20 protein-coding genes and 2 pseudogenes are annotated in these 20,881 nt (G+C 37.7%); 14 read left to right on the top strand and 8 right to left on the bottom strand.

Annotated elements, in window-relative coordinates:
- The first annotated feature begins 87 nt into the window (after positions 1-87).
- From O3658_RS00510 to O3658_RS00450, 13 genes are all read left to right on the top strand, one after another.
- The gene (locus tag O3658_RS00510; RefSeq protein ID WP_049509199.1) at positions 88-381 is read left to right on the top strand and encodes a hypothetical protein; all 294 of its coding nucleotides are present in this window, start codon (positions 88-90) and stop codon (positions 379-381) included.
- Positions 374-712 carry a type II toxin-antitoxin system RelE/ParE family toxin gene (locus O3658_RS00505; RefSeq protein WP_371558894.1) on the top strand — a complete coding sequence of 113 codons (339 nt, stop codon included), beginning with the start codon at positions 374-376 and terminating at the stop codon, positions 710-712. Before O3658_RS00510 ends, O3658_RS00505 begins: the two co-directional genes overlap by 8 nt.
- A 74-nt stretch (positions 713-786) precedes the next feature.
- Positions 787-1,479 carry a YjjG family noncanonical pyrimidine nucleotidase gene (locus O3658_RS00500; protein ID WP_371558893.1) on the top strand — a complete coding sequence of 231 codons (693 nt, stop codon included), beginning with the start codon at positions 787-789 and terminating at the stop codon, positions 1,477-1,479.
- 61 nt (positions 1,480-1,540) lie between these two features.
- Positions 1,541-2,194, top strand: coding sequence for a uracil-DNA glycosylase (locus O3658_RS00495; protein ID WP_371558892.1), 654 nt, complete (start codon positions 1,541-1,543; stop codon positions 2,192-2,194).
- A 9-nt stretch (positions 2,195-2,203) separates the two neighbouring features.
- Positions 2,204-2,668, top strand: coding sequence for an 8-oxo-dGTP diphosphatase (locus O3658_RS00490; protein ID WP_001135775.1), 465 nt, complete (start codon positions 2,204-2,206; stop codon positions 2,666-2,668).
- Positions 2,669-2,680: 12 nt separating this feature from the next.
- Positions 2,681-3,952, top strand: a complete 1,272-nt coding sequence (locus tag O3658_RS00485; protein WP_371558891.1) for a dihydroorotase — start codon at positions 2,681-2,683, stop codon at positions 3,950-3,952.
- A 10-nt stretch (positions 3,953-3,962) separates the two neighbouring features.
- A complete protein-coding gene (locus O3658_RS00480; protein WP_371558890.1) occupies positions 3,963-4,223 on the top strand; it encodes a hypothetical protein in 261 nt (86 codons plus the stop codon).
- Between the two features lie 11 nt (positions 4,224-4,234).
- The gene (locus tag O3658_RS00475; RefSeq protein ID WP_371558889.1) at positions 4,235-5,575 is read left to right on the top strand and encodes an MATE family efflux transporter; all 1,341 of its coding nucleotides are present in this window, start codon (positions 4,235-4,237) and stop codon (positions 5,573-5,575) included.
- 179 nt (positions 5,576-5,754) lie between these two features.
- A complete protein-coding gene (locus tag O3658_RS00470) occupies positions 5,755-6,723 on the top strand; it encodes a thiamine pyrophosphate-dependent dehydrogenase E1 component subunit alpha (protein WP_371558888.1) in 969 nt (322 codons plus the stop codon).
- Positions 6,724-6,740: 17 nt separating this feature from the next.
- Positions 6,741-7,733, top strand: a complete 993-nt coding sequence (locus O3658_RS00465; protein ID WP_049503338.1) for an alpha-ketoacid dehydrogenase subunit beta — start codon at positions 6,741-6,743, stop codon at positions 7,731-7,733.
- A gap of 543 nt (positions 7,734-8,276) precedes the next feature.
- Positions 8,277-9,320, top strand: a complete 1,044-nt coding sequence (locus tag O3658_RS00460; RefSeq protein ID WP_371558887.1) for a dihydrolipoamide acetyltransferase — start codon at positions 8,277-8,279, stop codon at positions 9,318-9,320.
- A gap of 38 nt (positions 9,321-9,358) precedes the next feature.
- On the top strand, positions 9,359-11,062 hold the full coding sequence (lpdA, locus tag O3658_RS00455; RefSeq protein ID WP_371558886.1) for a dihydrolipoyl dehydrogenase: 1,704 nt from the start codon (positions 9,359-9,361) through the stop codon (positions 11,060-11,062).
- Between the two features lie 57 nt (positions 11,063-11,119).
- On the top strand, positions 11,120-12,109 hold the full coding sequence (locus O3658_RS00450) for a lipoate--protein ligase (protein ID WP_371558885.1): 990 nt from the start codon (positions 11,120-11,122) through the stop codon (positions 12,107-12,109).
- Positions 12,110-12,329: 220 nt separating this feature from the next.
- Here O3658_RS00450 and O3658_RS00445 read toward each other — a convergent pair.
- Positions 12,330-13,177 (bottom strand): IS630 family transposase gene (locus O3658_RS00445; protein ID WP_371558884.1). Its coding sequence is split into 2 segments (ribosomal slippage): positions 12,330-12,859 and positions 12,859-13,177, totalling 849 coding nucleotides; the frame shifts between segments, so codons are not numbered across the junction.
- Positions 13,178-13,215: 38 nt separating this feature from the next.
- Between O3658_RS00445 and O3658_RS00440 the strand changes: the two are divergent.
- Positions 13,216-13,758, top strand: a pseudogene (locus O3658_RS00440) (hypothetical protein); the annotation flags it as partial.
- 77 nt (positions 13,759-13,835) lie between these two features.
- Here O3658_RS00440 and xerS read toward each other — a convergent pair.
- From xerS to O3658_RS00405, 7 genes and pseudogenes are all read right to left on the bottom strand, one after another.
- Complete coding sequence (gene xerS / locus O3658_RS00435; RefSeq protein WP_371558883.1) at positions 13,836-14,906, bottom strand: tyrosine recombinase XerS; 1,071 nt, start codon at positions 14,904-14,906, stop codon at positions 13,836-13,838.
- 364 nt (positions 14,907-15,270) lie between these two features.
- Complete coding sequence (locus tag O3658_RS00430) at positions 15,271-16,821, bottom strand: chloride channel protein (RefSeq protein WP_371558882.1); 1,551 nt, start codon at positions 16,819-16,821, stop codon at positions 15,271-15,273.
- Between the two features lie 15 nt (positions 16,822-16,836).
- Positions 16,837-17,616 carry a ribonuclease HII gene (locus tag O3658_RS00425; protein ID WP_371558881.1) on the bottom strand — a complete coding sequence of 260 codons (780 nt, stop codon included), beginning with the start codon at positions 17,614-17,616 and terminating at the stop codon, positions 16,837-16,839.
- Positions 17,603-18,454, bottom strand: coding sequence for a ribosome biogenesis GTPase YlqF (gene ylqF / locus O3658_RS00420; RefSeq protein ID WP_371558880.1), 852 nt, complete (start codon positions 18,452-18,454; stop codon positions 17,603-17,605). The genes O3658_RS00425 and ylqF overlap by 14 nt, the downstream gene beginning before the upstream one ends.
- A gap of 81 nt (positions 18,455-18,535) precedes the next feature.
- Positions 18,536-20,043 (bottom strand): annotated as a pseudogene (locus O3658_RS00415) (tyrosine-type recombinase/integrase).
- Between the two features lie 84 nt (positions 20,044-20,127).
- A complete protein-coding gene (locus O3658_RS00410; RefSeq protein WP_001022845.1) occupies positions 20,128-20,361 on the bottom strand; it encodes a hypothetical protein in 234 nt (77 codons plus the stop codon).
- 269 nt (positions 20,362-20,630) lie between these two features.
- The gene (locus O3658_RS00405) at positions 20,631-20,855 is read right to left on the bottom strand and encodes a helix-turn-helix domain-containing protein (RefSeq protein WP_000919629.1); all 225 of its coding nucleotides are present in this window, start codon (positions 20,853-20,855) and stop codon (positions 20,631-20,633) included.
- Positions 20,856-20,881: the final 26 nt, after the last annotated feature.

Genomic DNA, 20,881 nt, shown 5'->3' with positions numbered 1-20,881 from the left:
TTTCTGTTAAAGGAGCTTTTCGTTGAATTTCAAATCTAAAGATGATAAAATGTATTTACAAATCATCTTTACAAAGAGGTATTAATCATGGCAAGTACTCAACCTGTTAATTTTAGAGCAGATTCGACTTTTTACCAACAAACGAAAGAAATCTTAGCTGATGAAAAGTTAACCCTATCAGATATTTTTAATGCTGCACTTCGTAAAATTGCGACAGGTGCAGTTGATCCTAAAGAGTTCGTATTTAGTGATTTACAAGAGACTCAATATCAGGTTGCTTTTGAAGACTTGAAAAAGGAAATCTTGATGGGTCATCAAGAAATTGAGCAAGGTAAACTAACGTCTTTGGCAGATGTAAGAAAGGAATTTGGACTTGACTAATCATAAGCGTTACCATCTTTCTCTTACGGATCAAGCTAAGAAAGACTTGAGAGAAATACATGATTATATTGTACTGAATTTTTACAGCCAGCAATCTGCCGATAGTAAACTAGACCTTATTCTAACGGCACTAGAAACTTTAGAAACCTTTCCAGAAGCATGTCCTTTGGTGTCGAGTCGAGGGTATGGTGAATTAACAGATGACGGAAAATGTTATCGATATATGCCAATTGAAAATTATTTAGCTTTTTATTATATCGACAAATATGAGGTTTATGTCTCCAGAATTTTAAATTCCAAGCAGAATTGGGCTAAGTTATTCAATAAGTAGAGGTAAAATTTTTTATTTTTTTTTGAATCATTTAGTCCCACTCTTTGTCCCCAAAAGAAAGGAAGTTTTTAAAATTGAAATACAAATTTCTATTATTCGACCTAGATCACACCTTACTCGATTTTGATGCTGCTGAGGATATAGCTCTGACGCAACTTTTAGAAGAAGAAGGAGTTGAGGATATCCAAACTTACAAAGATTATTATGTGCCTATGAACAAAGCCCTTTGGAAGGATTTGGAACAGAAAAAAATTACAAAGGCTGCGTTAATTAACACTCGTTTTGCAAAATTGTTTGCTCATTTTGGTATTGAAAAAGATGGGGCCTCCTTAGCAGAGCGCTACCAGTTTTTCCTATCGAAACAGGGGCAGACTTTCCCAGGTGTGGAAGATTTATTAAAAAATTTGATAAAACAAGGCTATGAGCTCTATGCTGCAACAAATGGAATTACCCTTATTCAGACAGGTCGTTTGGAACAATCTGGTATCGCACCATTTTTCAAGGAGATTTTCATTTCAGAACAGCTCCATACTCAAAAACCAGATGCTGCATTTTATGAGAAAATTGGAGCTCGAATCCCTAACTTTGATAAAAAATATGCCCTTATGATTGGTGACTCCTTATCAGCTGATATTCAGGGTGGCAATAATGCTGAGATTGATACTATCTGGTACAACCCTCATCATCTGGAAAATAAAACCCAAGCCCAGCCAACTTATGAAGTTCATTCTTACAAAGATTTGCTGGATTGCTTATATAAACTGTAAAAAGTGGTTTAGGTAGCCACTTTTTGCTATAATAGAGGCAGTATTAACGAAGGAGTCGGCTATGGAACACTCATCTTGGCATGCTTTGATTAAAGAGCAATTACCTGAGGGTTATTTTGGTAAAATCAATCACTTTATGGAGCAGGTTTATGCTCAAGGAACTGTATATCCTCCTAAAGAAAAGGTTTTTCAGGCTCTTATAACAACTCCTCTGGAAGAGGTTAAGGTGGTTATCCTTGGTCAAGATCCTTATCATGGACCAGGTCAGGCACAGGGCTTAAGTTTTTCGGTTCCAGATTCTATTTCAGCACCTCCTTCTTTGCAAAATATCTTGAAAGAACTTGCAGATGATATTGGAGTTAAGAATTCACATGATTTGACTACTTGGGCCGAGCAAGGGGTCTTGCTTCTCAATGCTTGCTTGACGGTTCCTGCTGGTCAAGCAAATGGTCATGCTGGGCAGATATGGGAACCTTTCACGGATGCAGTGATTAAGGTTGTCAATAATTTAGATAGACCAGTAGTTTTTGTTCTCTGGGGTGCTTATGCACGTAAGAAGAAGGTATTGGTAACTAATCCTCAACATCTGATTATTGAATCAGCTCACCCGAGTCCCCTTTCCGTTTACAGAGGATTTTGGGGGTCAAAACCATTTTCAAAAGCAAATACATTCTTAAAAGTAAGTGGACAAGAGCCAATTGATTGGCTTAGATAAGGAGAGAATATGCCTCAGTTAGCGACAATTTGCTACATTGATAACGGAAAAGAACTGCTCATGCTTCATCGCAATAAAAAGCCTAATGATGTCCATGAAGGGAAATGGATCGGTGTAGGTGGAAAGTTAGAACGGGGGGAAACTCCACAAGAATGTGCTGCTCGTGAAATTCTTGAAGAAACTGGTCTAAAAGCAAAACCAGTATTAAAAGGAGTTATCACCTTTCCAGAGTTTACACCAGACCTTGACTGGTACACCTATGTATTTAAAGTAACTGAGTTTGAAGGTGAGTTGATTGACTGTAATGAAGGAACCTTAGAATGGGTTCCTTACGATGAGGTTTTAAGTAAGCCGACCTGGGAAGGGGACCATACCTTTGTAGAGTGGCTTTTAGAAGATAAACCATTCTTTTCAGCTAAATTTGTCTATGATGGTGATAAATTATTGGATACCCAAGTGGATTTCTACGAATAAAGGAGTAAAGCGATGATAGTAATCAAAAACGGCCGTGTAATGGATCCTAAGTCTGGTTTGGATCAAGTCAGTGATATTTTAGTTGAAAATGGAAAAATCGTTAAAATCGCTCCTCGAATCGATGTTGAGGGAGTTCAAGTAATAGATGCTACTGGTCTTGTAGTTGCGCCTGGATTGGTGGATATCCATGTTCATTTCCGTGAACCTGGTCAAACTCATAAAGAAGACATTCATACAGGTGCGCTAGCGGCTGCTGCAGGTGGCTTTACGACAGTTGTCATGATGGCTAATACCAATCCAACCATTTCAGATGTTGAGACTTTGAAAGAAGTTCTTCAATCTGCGGCAAAAGAAAAGATCAACGTTAAATCTGTAGCAACGATTACCAAGAACTTTAATGGCAAAGATTTGACAGACTTTAAGGCGCTTTTAGAAGCTGGTGCTGTAGGTTTTTCTGATGATGGCATTCCGCTTGAAAGCAGTAAAGTGGTCAAGGAAGCCATGGAAGAGGCTAAAAAGTTAAACACCTTTATCAGTCTGCACGAAGAAGATCCTGGTTTAAATGGTACGCTTGGTTTTAACGAAAATATCGCTAAAGAACATTTCCATATCTGCGGTGCTACTGGGGTTGCAGAGTACGCTATGATTGCTCGTGATGTCATGATTGCCTATGCAACCAAGGCTCATGTTCATATCCAGCATTTGTCAAAAGAAGAAAGTGTCAAAGTTGTGGAGTTTGTTCAAAATATGGGAGCAAACGTAACTGCAGAAGTAGCACCCCAGCATTTTTCTAAGACTGAAGCGCTTCTCTTGACTAAGGGAAGTAACGCTAAGATGAATCCACCTCTTCGTCTGGAGTCTGACCGCCGTGCAGTTATCGAAGGACTCAAGTCAGGTGTCATTTCAGTAATTGCGACAGATCACGCGCCTCACCATGCTGATGAAAAGAATGTCGAAGATATTACCAAAGCTCCATCAGGTATGACAGGTTTAGAAACTTCTTTGTCACTCGGTTTAACTTACTTAGTCGAAGCTGGTGAGCTAACCCTGATGGAATTATTAGAAAAAATGACAGTAAACCCAGCCAAATTGTATAATTTTGAAGCAGGATATTTGGCTGAAAACGGCCCAGCTGATATTACAATTTTCGATGATAAAGCTGACCGAATCGTTGATACGCATTTTGCTTCTAAAGCAGCTAATTCACCATTCATTGGTGAACAATTAAAAGGGCAGGTTAAATACACTATCTGTAAGGGACAAATCGTTTATCAAGCAGATTAGGAGCTTGAGGATGAATTATTTTTGTAAACTTAGAAATCGTAAACGAAATGCTTGTCATGGAGTATATTGTCCAGCCGCTAACCGTGCTAAAATTCAGTATGAAACCAAGGAAAAAGCTGATCACGCCGTAGACTATGATAATGGTGGCTTGGTTAGAAGCTATTATTGCGCCTCATGTAATTGTTGGCACACGACATCAAAAGCTAGTAATCCACCCTTGAGCTTGAGAAAATACGGCTTAAAGCTTTTTGGCTTGGATGAAAAGGAGTAGAAAGAGTAGGTATGCATACAACAAAAACTATTAAAAACAAAATCATCTTATTTTTAAAAATTTTCTTTCCTATTCTAATTTATCAATTCGCTAATTTTTCCGCATCTTTTGTCGATACCACGATGACAGGCCAATATAATACACTGGATCTAGCGGGTGTTTCAATTGCAACTAGTTTGTGGAATCCTTTCTTTACCTTCCTGACAGGGATTGTCTCGGCCTTGGTCCCTATTATTGGTCACCATTTGGGACAAGGAAAAAAGAAAGAAGTTTCTTCGGATTTTTATCAATTTCTTTATTTGGCTTTAGCCTTATCTATCGTACTTTTTGGCTTGGTTTTCTTTTTAGCACCAATTGTCTTACAATTCATGGGGCTGGAAGTGGCTGTATCCAGTGTTGCCATACGTTATCTGTGGCTCCTAGCCATCGGTATTATTCCTCTCTTGCTTTTTAGTGTTATTCGATCGCTACTTGATACGCTAGGACTAACAAAGTTGTCTATGTATCTTATGCTTCTTTTACTTCCTTTAAATAGTGGATTTAACTATTTACTAATATATGGAGCTTTTGGTTTTCCTGAGTTAGGAGGTGCAGGAGCAGGTCTGGGAACTTCCCTCGCTTACTGGGCCTTGTTGCTGATTTCGACTTTGGTCTTAATAAAGCATAAAAAGCTTAAGGAATATCAACTCCAAAAACCTATGCCCCTACAAATCAAAAAAATCAAGGAAGCTATTTATCTTGGTCTACCAATTGGTGGGACGGTATTTGCTGAAGTAGCCATTTTTTCAGTTGTTGGTTTGATTATGGCGAAATTCTCATCACTTATTATTGCCAGTCATCAGTCAGCTATGAACTTTTCAAATCTGATGTATGCTTTTCCTATGAGTATTTCAACTGCCATGGCCATTGTGATTTCTTATGAGGTAGGAGCTAAACGGTTAGACGATGCTAAACAGTATATCCATATTGGTCGTTTAACAGCAATGGTGTTTGCGGTTTTAACACTTAGTTTTCTCTACATTTATCGTGAAAATGTAGCCAGACTATATGGTCAAGATTCAGAATTTATCCAACTGACAGCATCTTTTATGACCTATAGCTTGTTCTTCCAGTTAGCTGATACCTTTGCGGCACCTTTACAAGGTATTTTAAGAGGTTACAAGGATACGATTGTTCCTTTTTGTCTTGGTCTTCTCGGATACTGGGGTGTTGGGATTCCGCTTGGGTTATATCTTGATTATTCGACTAGTTTAGGTGCGTATTCCTATTGGATTGCTCTTATCATTAGTTTAATGGTAAGTGGAATTCTTTATCAGTGGCGTTTACAAGTTATTATGAAAAGATTCAAATAATTTGTTGAAAAACGATGAAAAAACAGCTTGTGAAATTTGTATTTTATATAAAGAAAAGTCTTGATTTTACTGACTTTTCTTTTTTTATATTGTGAAAAATTGCAAGCATATTTTTTGACACTAATTAACCTATAAAGTAAAATAGAATTATAAGAATTTAAACTTAGAAAGGCAAGATTATGTCAACTTTAGATAAAAATCTTTTGCTTGAGATGTTCCGTAAGATGGAAGAAATTCGTCGTATGGACTTAAAAATTGCTCAATTAGTAAAAAAAGGGAAAGTGCCCGGTATGACGCACTTTTCTGTTGGTGAGGAAGCTGCTAACGTTGGGGCTATGTTAGCTCTAAACGAAGATGATCTTATCACATCAAACCACCGTGGTCACGGACAAGCCATTGCTAAAGGAATCGACCTTAATGGTATGATGGCTGAAATCCTTGGTAAGTATACTGGAACTTGTAAAGGTAAAGGTGGATCGATGCACATCGCCGACCTTGATGCAGGTAACCTTGGTGCCAACGGTATTGTTGGTGGTGGTATGGGTATTGCAGTAGGTGCAGCCCTTACTCAACAAATGAAAAACACTGGTAAAATCGTTGTCTGCTTCTTTGGTGATGGAGCGACTAACGAAGGTGTCTTCCACGAAGCGGTAAATATGGCTTCAATCTGGAATCTCCCAGTTATTTTCTACTGTATCAATAATGGCTACGGAATCTCTGCAGATATTAAGAAAATGACTAATGTTCAACACATCCATGAACGTAGTGCCGCATACGGTATTCCTGGTATGTTTATCGAAGATGGTAACAATGTTATCGACGTTTATGAAGGGTTTAAAAAAGCTGTAGAGCATGTTCGCTCTGGTAAAGGTCCTGTCTTGATTGAAAGTGTAACCTACCGTTGGCTTGGTCACTCATCATCAGACCCTGGTAAATATCGTACACGCGAAGAAGTAGAAGAGTGGAAGCAAAAAGATCCTATCGAAAACCTTCGCAAGTACCTTGTTGAGAACAAGATTGCAAGTGCAGAGGAACTTGAAGAAATTCAAGCACAAGTTAAGGAAGCAGTGGAAGCATCTGTTAAATTTGCTGAAGAGAGTCCATTCCCTCCACTAGAATCAGCTTTCGAAGATATTTACGCAGACTAAGGAGAAGTAGAGAAAATATGGAAACTAAATTAATGTCTTTCCGCGATACCATTATCCTTGCAATGTCTGAGGAAATGCGTCGTGATGAAAATGTGCTTTTGATGGGTGAAGATGTCGGAGTTTTCGGTGGAGACTTCGGAACTTCAGTAGGTATGCTTGAAGAATTTGGTCCAGAACGTGTTCGTGACTGTCCGATTTCTGAAGCTGCTATTTCTGGTGCAGCTGCTGGTGCAGCTATGACTGGTCTTCGTCCAATCGTTGATATGACCTTCATGGACTTTTCTGTAATTGCCATGGATGCTATCGTTAACCAAGCAGCAAAAACTCGTTATATGTTTGGTGGTAAAGGTCAAGTCCCAATGACAATCCGCTGTGCAGCTGGTAACGGAGTAGGTTCTGCGGCTCAACACTCACAATCATTGGAAACATGGTTTACGCATATCCCAGGATTGAAAGTGGTAGCTCCAGGTACACCAGCTGATATGAAAGGGCTTCTTAAGTCTTCTATTCGTGATAACAACCCTGTTATCATTCTTGAATACAAGTCAGAATTTAACCAAAAAGGCGAAGTGCCTGTTGATCCTGACTACACCATTCCACTTGGTGTCGGAGAAATCAAACGCGAAGGAACTGATGTAACAGTAGTAACATATGGTAAAATGCTTCGTCGTGTTATGCAAGCAGCTGAAGAATTGGCTGAGGAAGGCATTTCAGTAGAAGTAGTAGACCCACGTACTTTGGTTCCACTTGATAAAGACATCATCATTAACTCAGTTAAGAAAACAGGAAAAGTAGTTCTTGTCAATGATGCTCACAAGACAAGTGGTTTTATCGGTGAAATCTCAGCTATTATCTCAGAATCAGAAGCATTTGATTATTTGGATGCACCAATCCGCCGTTGCGCAGGTGAAGATGTACCAATGCCTTATGCACAAAATCTTGAAAATGCAATGATTCCAACAGTTGAAAGCATCAAAGATGCAATCCGTAAAACTCATAACAAACAATAATACATAATATAAATTATGTAAACGAAACTTATTTGAGATAATTTTTGTATCCAAGTAAGTTGAAAAGTTGCGACAGGAGAGAGTCGGGTCGATATTAACCGACGAACGAATTAGTAAGTCTACTAGGTTGACCGCCTGATAGCGGCAACCGTAGTAACTTGAGATACGATTCGTATCCAAGTTACTTGTAGAGTTGAACTCGGGCTAAAGTCTGGGTGAAAAAGATAAACTTTCCTAGAAACTAAAGTTTCTTCGTCAAGTTTCCTATTTTCACTGAGACTTTTGACGCCCTTAGTATCATTGTAACTGAATCCGGACTGAGGACTGTGAAAAAAAGATAGATTTCCTTGTGTTCATCGAACACAGCGTCAATCTCCTATTTTTTCTTTGTTCTCTACGTCCTTGATATCTTAGATTAGAGCACGGGCTAAAGTCTGTGTGAAAAAGATAAACTTTCATAGAAACTAAAGTTTCTTCGTCAAGTTTTCTATTTTCACTTTGACTTTTAACGCCCTTTGCATCATAAATAGAATAGGAGAGGTCATGGCTGATGATAAGCTAAGAGCGACTCCTGCAGCTAGAAAATTAGCGGATGATTTAGGAATTAATCTCTACGATATTTCTGGCTCAGGCGCAAACGGTCGTGTCCACAAAGAAGACGTGGAAACATTTAAAGACACTAATGTGGTTCGCATTTCACCACTTGCAAAACGAATTGCCCTTGAACATAACATTGCATGGCAGGAAATCCAAGGAACTGGTCACCGTGGTAAGATTATGAAGAAGGATGTTTTAGCCTTCCTTCCTGAAAATATAGAAAACGATACGATTAAATCACCTGCTCAAATTGAGAAAGTGGAAGATGTCCCAGATAACGTAACTCCTTATGGAGAAATCGAACGCATTCCGATGACTCCTATGCGTAAGGTTATTGCTCAACGTATGGTTGAGTCATACTTGACTGCCCCAACCTTTACGCTTAACTACGATGTCGATATGTCTGAAATGCTTGCCCTTCGTAAGAAAGTTCTTGATCCGATTATGGAAGCAACAGGCAAGAAAATCACTGTTACAGACTTGCTTTCACTTGCGGTTGTCAAAACTCTTATGAAACATCCATATATCAACGCTTCATTAACTGAGGATGGCAAGACAATTATCACTCACAATTATGTCAACCTTGCGATGGCTGTTGGAATGGATAATGGTTTGATGACGCCAGTCGTTTATAATGCTGAAAAAATGAGCTTGTCTGAGTTGGTAGTTGCCTTCAAAGATGTTATCGGACGTACTTTGGATGGTAAACTAGCTCCTAGCGAGTTGCAAAATTCAACCTTCACCATCAGTAACTTGGGGATGTTTGGTGTTCAATCATTTGGTCCTATCATCAATCAACCAAACTCAGCAATTCTCGGGGTTAGCTCAACAGTTGAGAAACCAGTTGTAGTTAATGGTGAAATCGTGATTCGTCCAATTATGAGTCTTGGATTGACAATTGACCACCGTGTCGTAGATGGTATGGCTGGTGCTAAGTTTATGAAAGACTTGAAAGCTTTAATTGAAAACCCAATCTCAATGTTGGTTTAAAATATTTGTTTTAGAAATATAGATAGAGGAAGTAAGATATGGCCTTAGAAGTAATTATGCCAAAAGCCGGCGTGGATATGACAGAAGGACAAATCGTCCAATGGAATAAAAAAGTCGGAGAATTTGTAAAAGAAGGAGAAATCCTTTTGGAAATCATGACTGACAAAGTCAGCATGGAATTGGAAGCAGAAGAAGATGGTTATTTGATCGCTATCCTGAAAGGGGACGGTGAGACTGTTCCTGTTACTGAAGTTATCGGATATCTTGGTGAGGAAGGGGAAAACATCCCATCAGCTGGAGCAGCTGCACCAGAAGCTAGCCCAGCACCTGCAGCAAGTGCCTCAAACGATGATGGTAAGAGCGATGATGCTTATGATATCGTTGTTATTGGTGGTGGACCTGCTGGTTATGTTTCTGCCATTAAAGCAGCTCAATTAGGTGGTAAGGTTGCTCTTGTTGAGAAATCTGAACTTGGTGGAACTTGCTTAAACCGTGGATGTATCCCAACTAAGACTTACCTTCACAACGCCGAAATTATCGAGAATATTGGTCATGCAGCAAATCGTGGAATCGTAATTGAAAATCCTAACTTCACTGTTGATATGGAAAAACTTTTAGAAACTAAATCTAAAGTTGTTAATACTCTTGTTGGTGGTGTTGCAGGACTCCTTCGTAGCTATGGAGTTGATGTTCATAAGGGTATCGGTACTATTACTAAGGATAAGAACGTCTTAGTCAATGGTTCTGAATTGCTTGAAACTAAGAAAATCATCCTTGCTGGTGGTTCAAAAGTAAGCAAAATCAACGTTCCTGGTATGGAATCATCTCTTGTGATGACTAGTGATGACATCCTTGAAATGAACGAAGTACCAGAAAGCCTTGTGATCATTGGTGGTGGAGTTGTAGGTATCGAACTCGGGCAAGCCTTCATGACATTCGGCTCAAAAGTTACTGTTATCGAAATGATGGACCGTATTGTTCCAGCTATGGATGCCGAAGTATCTAAGAACCTTCGTTTAATCCTTGAGCGTAAAGGTATGACTATCTTGACGGGTACTAAACTTCAAGAAATCATTGAAGAAGATGGAAAACTCCGTATCAAGGTTGAAGGAAAAGAGGATGTCATCGCAAACAAAGCTCTTCTTTCAATCGGTCGTGTTCCTGATCTTGAAGGTATCGGTGAAGTCGAGTTTGAATTAGAACGTGGTCGTATCAAAGTCAACGAATACATGGAAACTTCTGTTCCAGGTATCTACGCACCAGGTGATATCAACGGTACTAAGATGTTGGCTCACGCTGCCTTCCGTATGGGTGAAGTTGCGGCTGAAAATGCGCTTAAAGGAAACCACGCTGTTGCTAAATTGAACTTGACTCCTGCAGCTATTTACACACTTCCAGAAGTAGCAGCAGTTGGTTTGACAGAAGAACAAGCTCGTGAGAAATATGATGTCCAAATCGGTAAATTCAACTTTGCTGCAAACGGACGTGCCATTGCATCAGATGCAGCTCAAGGATTTGTTAAGGTCATTGCAGACAAGAAATATGGTGAAATCCTTGGTGTTCACATCATTGGTCCTGCAGCTGCAGAGTTGATCAATGAAGCGTCAAGCATCATCGAAATGGAAATAACTGTTGAAGAAATGCTTAAGACAATCCACGGTCACCCAACATACTCTGAAGTTATGTACGAAGCATTTGCTGCTGTTCTAGGAATGGCCATCCATTCACCTAAGAAAAAATAAAAATAGATAGACTAGACTGGATTTTTTTCCAGTCTCTATCGTATTAGAAGGTATCTTATGAAATACATTATCAATCATTCAAACGAAACTGCTTTTAATATCGCTTTAGAAGAGTATGCTTTTAAACATCTCCTTGATGAAGATCAAATCTTTATTCTTTGGATAAACAAACCGTCTATCATTGTAGGTCGTCACCAAAATACCATTGAAGAAATTAATCGTGATTATGTTCGCGAAAACGGAATTGAAGTGGTGCGTCGTATCAGTGGTGGTGGAGCTGTTTACCATGATTTGAACAACCTTAACTATACCATCATTTCAAAAGAAGATGAAACTAAAGCCTTTGACTTCAAGAGTTTCTCAACTCCAGTAATTAATACTTTAGCTCAACTTGGTGTTAAGGCTGAATTTACAGGCCGTAACGACTTAGAAATCGATGGTAAGAAATTCTGCGGTAATGCCCAAGCTTATATCAATGGACGCATCATGCACCATGGTTGCCTTCTCTTTGATGTTGATTTGTCTGTCCTCGCTAATGCACTTAAGGTATCTAAAGATAAGTTCGAGTCTAAAGGAGTTAAATCAGTTCGCGCTCGTGTGACCAACATCGTCGATGAATTGCCAGAAAAAATTACCGTTGAAGAATTCCGTGATCTACTCTTGGAATACATGAAAAAAGAATATCCTGAGATGACAGAGTATGTATTCTCAGATGAAGAATTGGCTGAAATCAATCGAATCAAAGAAACTAAGTTTGGAACTTGGGACTGGAACTATGGGAAATCACCTGAATATAATGTCCGTCGTGGGACTAAATTCCCAAGCGGTAAGGTTGAAATCTTCGCTAACGTCATTGAATCAAAAATCCAAGACATCAAGATTTATGGTGACTTCTTCGGTATCGAAGACGTTGCAGCAGTAGAAGATGTCCTTCGTGGTGTTAAGTACGAACGCGAAGATGTTCTTAAAACCCTTCAAACCATTAACTTAGGCCGTTATTTCGCAGGAATTACTGCTGAAGAAATTGCTGAAGCCGTTGTTGAATAAAATCAAAAGAGATCCATGTAATATGGATTTCTTTTTGTTTAAACTTGATATTCACATTTGATGGGAGTATAATATAGTGAAAATTTAAATAAATGAGGCCTAACATCAATGATAAAAATTCCAATTGAAAATCTCGGACTATTTGAACAGTTAGATCGTACTGTGGTAGCATTTTTTAAAAACCAAGAATCTACAAATCCTTACGATTTGAATATTATAATCAATTGAAACAAGAACAAGACAAAAGAGCCTCGAAAAAAGTATTGCAACTTTGCAATACCTTTTTGAGATGCTTTTTGATATGAGCCCATGTTTTCTCAATAGGATTGTACTCAGGTGAGTAGGGAGGAAGTGGTAAAAGTTTATGCCCAAATTCTTCACATAAGAGCTCTAGCTTACCCATTCTATGGAATCTTGCATTATCCATAATAATAACTGATGGTGTGTTTAATGTTGGTAAGAGAAACTTCTGAAACCAAGCTTCAAAAAAGTCGCTCGTCATCGTCTCTTCGTAAGTCATTGGAGCGATTAACTCACCATTTGTTAGCCCTGCAACCAAAGAAATCCTCTGATATCTTCTTCCAGATATTTTACCTCTTATTAACTGACCTTTTAATGAGCGACCATATTCTCGATAAAAATAAGTATCGAATCCTGTTTCATCAATATAAACAGGTGCTAAGTGCTTTAAACTATTAAAATTTTTCAGAAATAAGGCTACTTTTTCTGGATCTTGTTCATAGTAGGTGTGATTCTTTTTTTTCGAGTGTACCCCATAGCTTTGAGAGCATAGTGGATAGTAGTTGGATGACAGCCAAATTCAGAAGCTATTTCAGTCAAATAAGCGTCTGGATTGTCAGTAAGATAGTTTTTAAGTCTCTCTCTATCAACCTTTCTTGGTTTTGTTCCTTTTACTTGATGGTTTAGCTCTCCTGTTTTCTCTTTTAGCTTTAACCAGCCATAAATGGTATTACGTGAGATTTGGAAAACGTGTGATGCTTCTGTTATACTACCTGTTCGCTCACAATAAGTGAGAACTTTTTTACGAAAATCTATTGAATATGCCATAAGAAGATTATACCACATTATGTACTGTTTTAGGTTCAATTGACTATAGTATCACACAAGAACACTTCGATAAGAAAAGACAAGAGTTAGAACCATTAGGTTTTCAAGCTGTCCAAATCCCGCTTGGAATGGCCTTAGACAATGTTATTCAGCAAGCACATTTTAAAGCCCTGATTATTGGTGATCTCGCTCCTGAGGAAATTATCGTTAGCAAAGAAGCATTAATGCCTATGAAAGACATTGTTGATAGTTTTTGTATTATGTATGCTTCAGCTAATAACCGCCTTGAAAATAGTAAAGCTTATGAATTAATGAAAGATAAAACGGTCTACTTTATTGGAAAACTTCTTACTGACATTCCTCAAAAATGTGATGAAATTGCTTATATGGGTATTGATCGTACAGCTAGTGACGGTACGCCATATGAAGCTGTTAAATGCTTTTTAACGAAAGAAAGTGCTGAGAAGTACAACGAAGAGAAAAGACCTGTCAGCCCTGCGAATCTGGCTTATCTAAAGTCATTTTTGGGAAAACCAGTTATAATTGAGCCACACAGAAATTATTGGATTGAATTTTTCTAGAATAATAAAAGGAGCGTTAGATAATCAAAAATCTATCGCTCCTTTTATAAATATTACATAAATTATATTATGTGCCGTCACAAACTATCCAAAGCATTTTTTTGCTCATCATTAACAATATGGGTATACAAGTCAGTAACTTGTGTGCTGGCATGTCCCAGCTGGTGGCTGACCAAAACCTGTGATTTGGTAGCATCATAGAGACGAGTCGCAAGTGTATGGCGTAGTTTGTGGGGGGTTACGCGGACTTTGAAGTCCTCTGAATACTTGGCGACCATTTTTTCAACACTAGAAGCATCAATACGGTTTGGAACCCCTCGATACAAGGTCAGAAAGAGAGCTGTATCAGTCTTTTCTGTCTTATAACGTTTGTCTCGAATAGCGAGATATTGCTCTAGATAAGGCTTAGCAAAGGCAGCTACATTAACTGAGTCCCGTTTTCCACCTTTTCGAGTAACATCAATCACCATCATCTTGAGATTAAGGTCTCGAAGATCCAGATTAACTGCCTCAGAGAGACGTACACCAGAAGCAAGAAGGAGTGCTATAATGGCTAAATCTCGCTCCTTATTCTTATTAAAAGAGGATAGGGCGCGATTTGAGAGAGTTTTGGGGTATTCCTCATCGATATAATTCAAAAACCCCTCTGTTTCATCGCCTAAAAAGAGCTTTTGCTTGATATTTTCGGCTCGAGCAGCCAAGGTTTCTTTCTTTTTCTTGGTTGCAACTTTCTTCATAACGTTACGGTAGAAATACGGTTCACCTTGGTCATTTTCAACCTCCTCAGTCAAATACTTATAAAGACTAGAAAGTGCCGAAAGGGTACGGTTAATGGTTGTTTGGGAAACCCCGTTTTTTGTCGAATTAGCATTGAGCAGAGGACGTTCACGTAAGTAAAGAATGAAGGATTCCATATCTTTCTTGGTCATGTTCTCCAGAACGTCTAAAGGTATATTGGATATGGTGTCAGCATTCGATATACCAGATTCCAAAACCCAGCTAAAAAATCGATCGTATTCCTTTAAGTATTCGTACAAGGTCGTAAAACTGTATGGAACAGCTAGTTTTGATTGGTAGTACTCCAGAACATACCAGGGCATAACTTGTTTAAGTTTATCGATACGTTCTAATAAGATCTCGCGTTTCATGTTTTTCTCCAAATCTTTCTATACTAGTAGTATAGCATAAGCAGATATATTTTTCAAGAAAATTATAGTTTTTCGGAAAGATGTTATAGGAGATATATAGGATTGTCTTAGTAAGCTATATAATGGAAAAATCGCTTAAAATTTGGTAAATCATTATTTCATTGAACTTATAGTTTTAAAATTTCTAATCTTCTTCAGTCTATTCGAATATAATATAAAAACTCGATCTCATCATCTAGAGACCGAGTTTTTGTTTTTATATTGTTTTCATCTATAAGAATCTGTCGATCAAATAAATCTGAAAAATCTTTTTCTTAAATCATTATCTGATACAACATAACATAAATTATGTAAATTAATACTTCTATAAAAGCAAATCTTTTACTTTTCCAATTTCACCTTTTGGAATCACGAGATGGATCATATCACCTAGATACATCCTTGTGGATCCATTAACTGTCTTACTTTTACCATTATGTACTTGGGTTGTGATAAGTACGTTATGTGGTAAATCGAGTTCATGTACCTGCTTACCAGCTATTTTGTCTGAAACCGGGATTTCTATTAGTGTAACTTCTCCATCATCAGTTGCTGATTCAGGTAACATTTTCTCCAGCATGGCTTCATAGACAGGGGCCCCTTTGAGCAGATCCATGACAATATAAGCAACTAGGGTCACCATACCTAAAGGCATGAGATTGCGGATGTCACCAACCATTTCCGTCACAAGAATCATAGCTGTCAAAGGTGCTTTTGAGATAGCCCCAAAATAACCACTCATTCCAAGAATTACAAATATGGGAAATTGCTGCTGGGTAACAAGTCCAAGATTGACACAAATAACGCCTACTAGGGCACCAAGTAAGGATCCTAAAGCTAAAATTGGCAAGAAAATACCACCTGGCAGTCCACTTCCGTAACTGATCATACTCCAGATAAAGCGAATGATAAAGTAAAGTAAGAGAATTTGGAAACTATAATCTTGTTCTGTTAAGGATAAGACAAGCTGATTGCCTCCACCAAGTATTTGAGGTAGAAATATTCCTACTGGAATGATAAGAAGAAAAGCTAGAATGGGATAATAGACTTTATTTAGATTAATTTTTTGACCAATCCAATCATATACTTTTCCGACATTCAGAACGGCTTTTTCATAGAGAAAACCTGAGAGTCCTAGAAAAATCCCCATCACCAGATAAATCCAATATTGGCTCAAGTTCATGAGAGGGATATTGTCCGGCATATCAAGTACAGGTGTTAAGCCAAAGATGAGAAGGGAAACAAAGTTTGCTACTAGACTAGCAGCCAAGGTAGAAACCCAGAAAAATCGTGAAAAATGATGGTAGACTTCTTCTACTACAAATAGGAGTCCTGCAATAGGTGCATTAAAAGCTGCAGCAAGTCCAGCAGCAGCTCCGCTAGCAATCAAAGAACGCTCCTCAACAGGGCTAGACTTGAGCCATTTAGCAATTCCTTTTCCTCCAGCGGCACCTAGCTGAATACTGGGACCTTCACGGCCTAACATGAGTCCGCTCGCAATGGCCAAGATACCTAGAATGTATTTCTTCCAGAGGACACTCCACCAGTTAAGAGACATGAGACCTTTTAACTCTGCCTCAACTTGAGGAATACCAGAACCTTTGATATCTTTTTCTGAGCGTGTTAATTTGGCACTAAGTAAGCAAATGAGGATATAAAACAATAAAATGATCAATAGATTCCGTATCAGATTCTCTTGGTCTTGATAAAATCCTTGAACGATATGAAAGCCTTTTTCGATCAAAAATCGAAATGATCCTACAATAAGTCCTACGACTAATCCAACAATAATACCTCGCCCTACTTGAGCTAAGATCGTACTGGACGCGAAGGCAAATTCTTTCTTGGAACTAAGTATTTCCTTCTGTTCCTCCATAATTCTCTCCTTTAATTATCTTTTACTAGTTTCTGAAACGATCGTTTTAATCGGTTCAAAACTGGTGCGATGAATGGATGTAACACCGTACTTTTTAATTCCTTCTAGATGCTTAGCAGTTCCATAGCCAGCATTTTGAGAAAAATCATAACCTGGAAATTCCTGATCATAGTTTGCCATGATTTTATCTCTGGTAACCTTAGCAATGATGGATGCAGCTGCAATAGATAGGGAATTCGCATCTCCTTTGATGATGGATGTCTGAGAAATCGGCAAATCCAACTTCATAGCATCAATCAAAAGGTGTTCTGGTTGAGGGTCAAGCTGAGAGATAGCTTCTTTCATAGCTAGTTTAGTTGCTTCATAGATATTGACTTGGTCAATGACATGATTATCCATAATCCCGATACCGATTGCTAAGGCATTCTCTTTGACAGCCTGAAAAATCTCCTCATGTTTTCTCTTAGGGATCTTTTTACTGTCATTCAAGCCTTTTATTTTACAATTTTTGGGCAGAATGACTGCTGCAGCAACAACAGGACCTGCTAAAGGTCCACGTCCAACTTCATCTACACCAGCAATGAAACTAATACCTTGAGCGTAAAGCTCTTTTTCATAGCTAAGCATAGTTTCTAAGCGGAGATTTTCATCAATGTCAGCTTGAATGGCTTTCTTACGCTTTTCAATTTCCTTTTGAACACCTGAGCGAGAATCTTTCTCAAATTCCTTAAAAAGGGGACTTTTAAGATCTGTTATCTTTGTTAATGCTTCTTTTATTTCTTTAATCGTTGCCATTGAGGTCTTCCAATGTATCTAATGTATAGTTGCCTAGTTTTCCATCACGAACTTCCTTGACGAAAAGGTTGTAAAAGCGATCATAATCATCACGGAAACCAAGGATACGAGTCATGTCCATGATAATTTCAGGAGCTTCGTCGTCCAGATTCATCTGTTTAAAACGTTCTTGAAGTTTTTCAGGATAATGCGATTTAAAGTAATTAAGACCGAAGATCGTCACTTCATCCATTGGAAGCAACTGATCTTTGATAGCTCCAGTAAGGGCAAGTTTAAGAGCGACCGTTTCATCTTCGAATTTTGGCCAAAGAATCCCTGGAGTATCCAAGATTTCAAGATCCTTATTTGTTTTGAGCCATTGTTGACCTTTTGTCACACCAGGCTTGTTACCAACTACAGCAATTTTCTTACCAGCCAAACGGTTCATCAGAGTCGATTTACCAGCGTTTGGAATACCGATTATCATGGTGCGTAAGGTTTCAATTTGAATACCACGTTCTCTTTGACGAGCAATCTTATCTGCCATGAGTTTCTTAGCAGCGTCTGTTACGACTTTAACTGTAATTTGCTCTTTAGAGTTGATAGCAAGTGTCTGAATGCCTTGTGATTCAAAGTGCTGACGCCATTCTTTTGTTAATACTGGGTCCGCTAGGTCTGCCTTGTTTAGAATCAATAGCCTTGGTTTGTCCCCGATGATTTTCGTCAGCATCGGATTTTGACTAGACAAGGGCAAACGTGCATCTACTAAAACTGTCACAAAATCAACAAATTTTAAATTTTCCTGGACCTGACGACGCGCCTTGGACATATGTCCAGGAAACCATTGAATAGTAGCCATTGAGTTTTTTTCCTTTCGTAGCAAGGGTTTAGAGCCCCTATTTTATTTTACTATTGTCTAAACACCAAGCGAACACCAAAACTACCATGCAATGGAAAAACCTCTGATTTGATTCTCACTTGATTTCACAATCTTTATATCAAACTGTGGGTGGTATTTAACAATATCTTTTTTGATTTTTAATAGTAAATTCGAAATAATATTTTTAGGTGAGTAACGTGGACTAAGATGTAACAAGTCTTTGAACTCATCGACACTTAATTCTACTTTATTGCTATTATCACTAGTTTCAATGAATTTTTCAATTATTCTGGAATATTTACAGGTATAACTTTTCAATTCTTCAAAATGGAAATTGTGATTTTGAAGAATTGATTTAAGGCTTTTACAGTATTTTCTTGTGAACGATTTATATTATGTGTATAGCCCATTGTTGTCTCAAAGTTAGCGTGCCCTACTCTAGTCATAATATCTTTCACTGCTATGTGCATCTCATTACTTTGAAGGTAACTAATATGCATATGCCTAAACGAATGGGGAGTAACATGTTTTACCCACTTAAAACCATAGTCACTTAAACAATTTGTCAATAATTTTCCTTCTATTCGTTTCAAAATTTGACGAAAAGTGCTTGATGTTATTGGAGAGCCGTATTCTGTTCTAAATACACTTTCAGAATGTGTAAAAGCAGGACAGGGATGTTTCTCCATATAAGCATCAAACTCTTTATTTCTCTGTATTGTCCTTTTAATAGCTTCGCTTGCAGCTTCAGGCAAAGCTACTTCTCTAATTGAATTGAGTGTTTTAGTTGTATCAAAGTGAAATTGTTCAACTTTTAAACAATGATATTGAAGTGCCTTATCAATATGCAAGATTCCTTTTTCAAAATCAATATCTGATGGTAAAAAAGCAGCTTCACTAATTCGAATACCTGTAAGCAACAATACTATAGCAAGATCATAATAGTTTGCATTTCTGCATTGGCTTAATACATCAAAAAATGCGTGTAATTCATGGATTTCTAGAAATTTAGAATCATGTCTTTCTTTTGCTTTACGCCTTTTCTCTAGTGAAATATCTAGTTTTACCGCAGTCATAGGAGAGAACTTAATGACATTATATAACACACCATGATTAAAAATCTTATTACAAGTACTTTTTATATGAGTCATTGTTGAAGGTGATGCATCATATATTTCTAAATATTTATTGAGACTTTTTTTCATCAGAAGTGGAGTAATCCTGTCTAATAAAAAATCATCTCCTATAATTTTCCCAAGACGCTTCATCACCAGTAGTTCTCTCTGAATTGTTTGTGGTTTAACAGAGACACACCAAGTCTGAAACCAGTTTTCTTTTAACTCTCCAAATGTTGTAATCAGTTCAGGGCTAAACTGACTTTCAAATGAAGTAGTTAGTCTATCTATCTTATCAAGAACCTCTCTTTCAGCTTGTTTCCTCGCCCTACTAGTATTCTTAGTATAACTTACAGTTACTGATTTCCACTTTCCTGTTAGTGGATCTTTGTACTTTTCAACCACTTGATATAAGGGTTGTCCTTTTGAATTTGTTTTAGTTACATAATACATAATTTAATTCCTCTTAACTCTTAAAAAGAAATAAATCATTGTTGTATAGAATAAATAACTACCCTATATTATACCATGACTTCCTTATTTTGTCCGCTTTTGCTTCCATCTTAAGAAACTTTCAAATCCTTCTAGATTAATGAAAACAAGTTTATGGGTTGGGTTAATTACATACATGGAAAATGTTCTGTTTTCTCGCATTTCTTTAATCCATCTGTTCAATGTATATTGATTTAAACCATCCCATCTTTTTAGAATTCCTTTCTTATCGGCCCATTCTGCAATGGAATTTTCGACAGATATATATTTTATATTCATGTCATCATCCTTCCTAAACAATATTTTTACCTCCATGGCATGACTGATGAAGTCATCATAAGAATTTCACTTGCTGCTCTTTTACGGTGGCAGCCTGAACGGTCAGAAGTATCATTGTATATCATTTGTATCATGGCATATAAAGTATCGCTCTATTTTATTGATGGTTTTAATATCGCTCTTATCATGGCGAGCCATTCAAAACTGCTCCACAAATGAGGAAAGTACCATTTTGGACTATTCAATTGTCAATGTGCTTTCTTAACCTACTACTTTTTGGAGTAATGGTCTTCTTTATTATCCACTCGACCTACAAGGTAGTCTAGACTCACCTTATAAAAATCTGCAAGTTTGATAAGGTCATTTATAGAGATTAGCCTGCTACCAGCTTCCATTTTAGAATAAGATGATCTTGTACAATTCAAAACGATTTTCGCAATATATTCTTGTGTCAAATCATCATCTTCACGTAAATCTCTAATCCTTTTCAACATTTGTTGTCTCCTAAAACAAGTATAAT

The sequence above is a fragment of the Streptococcus sp. 27098_8_69 genome (assembly GCF_041432445.1).
GTDB lineage: Bacteria > Bacillota > Bacilli > Lactobacillales > Streptococcaceae > Streptococcus.
Note: the sequence above shows the minus strand (reverse complement) of the source record. Positions and strands in the feature narration are given on the sequence as shown.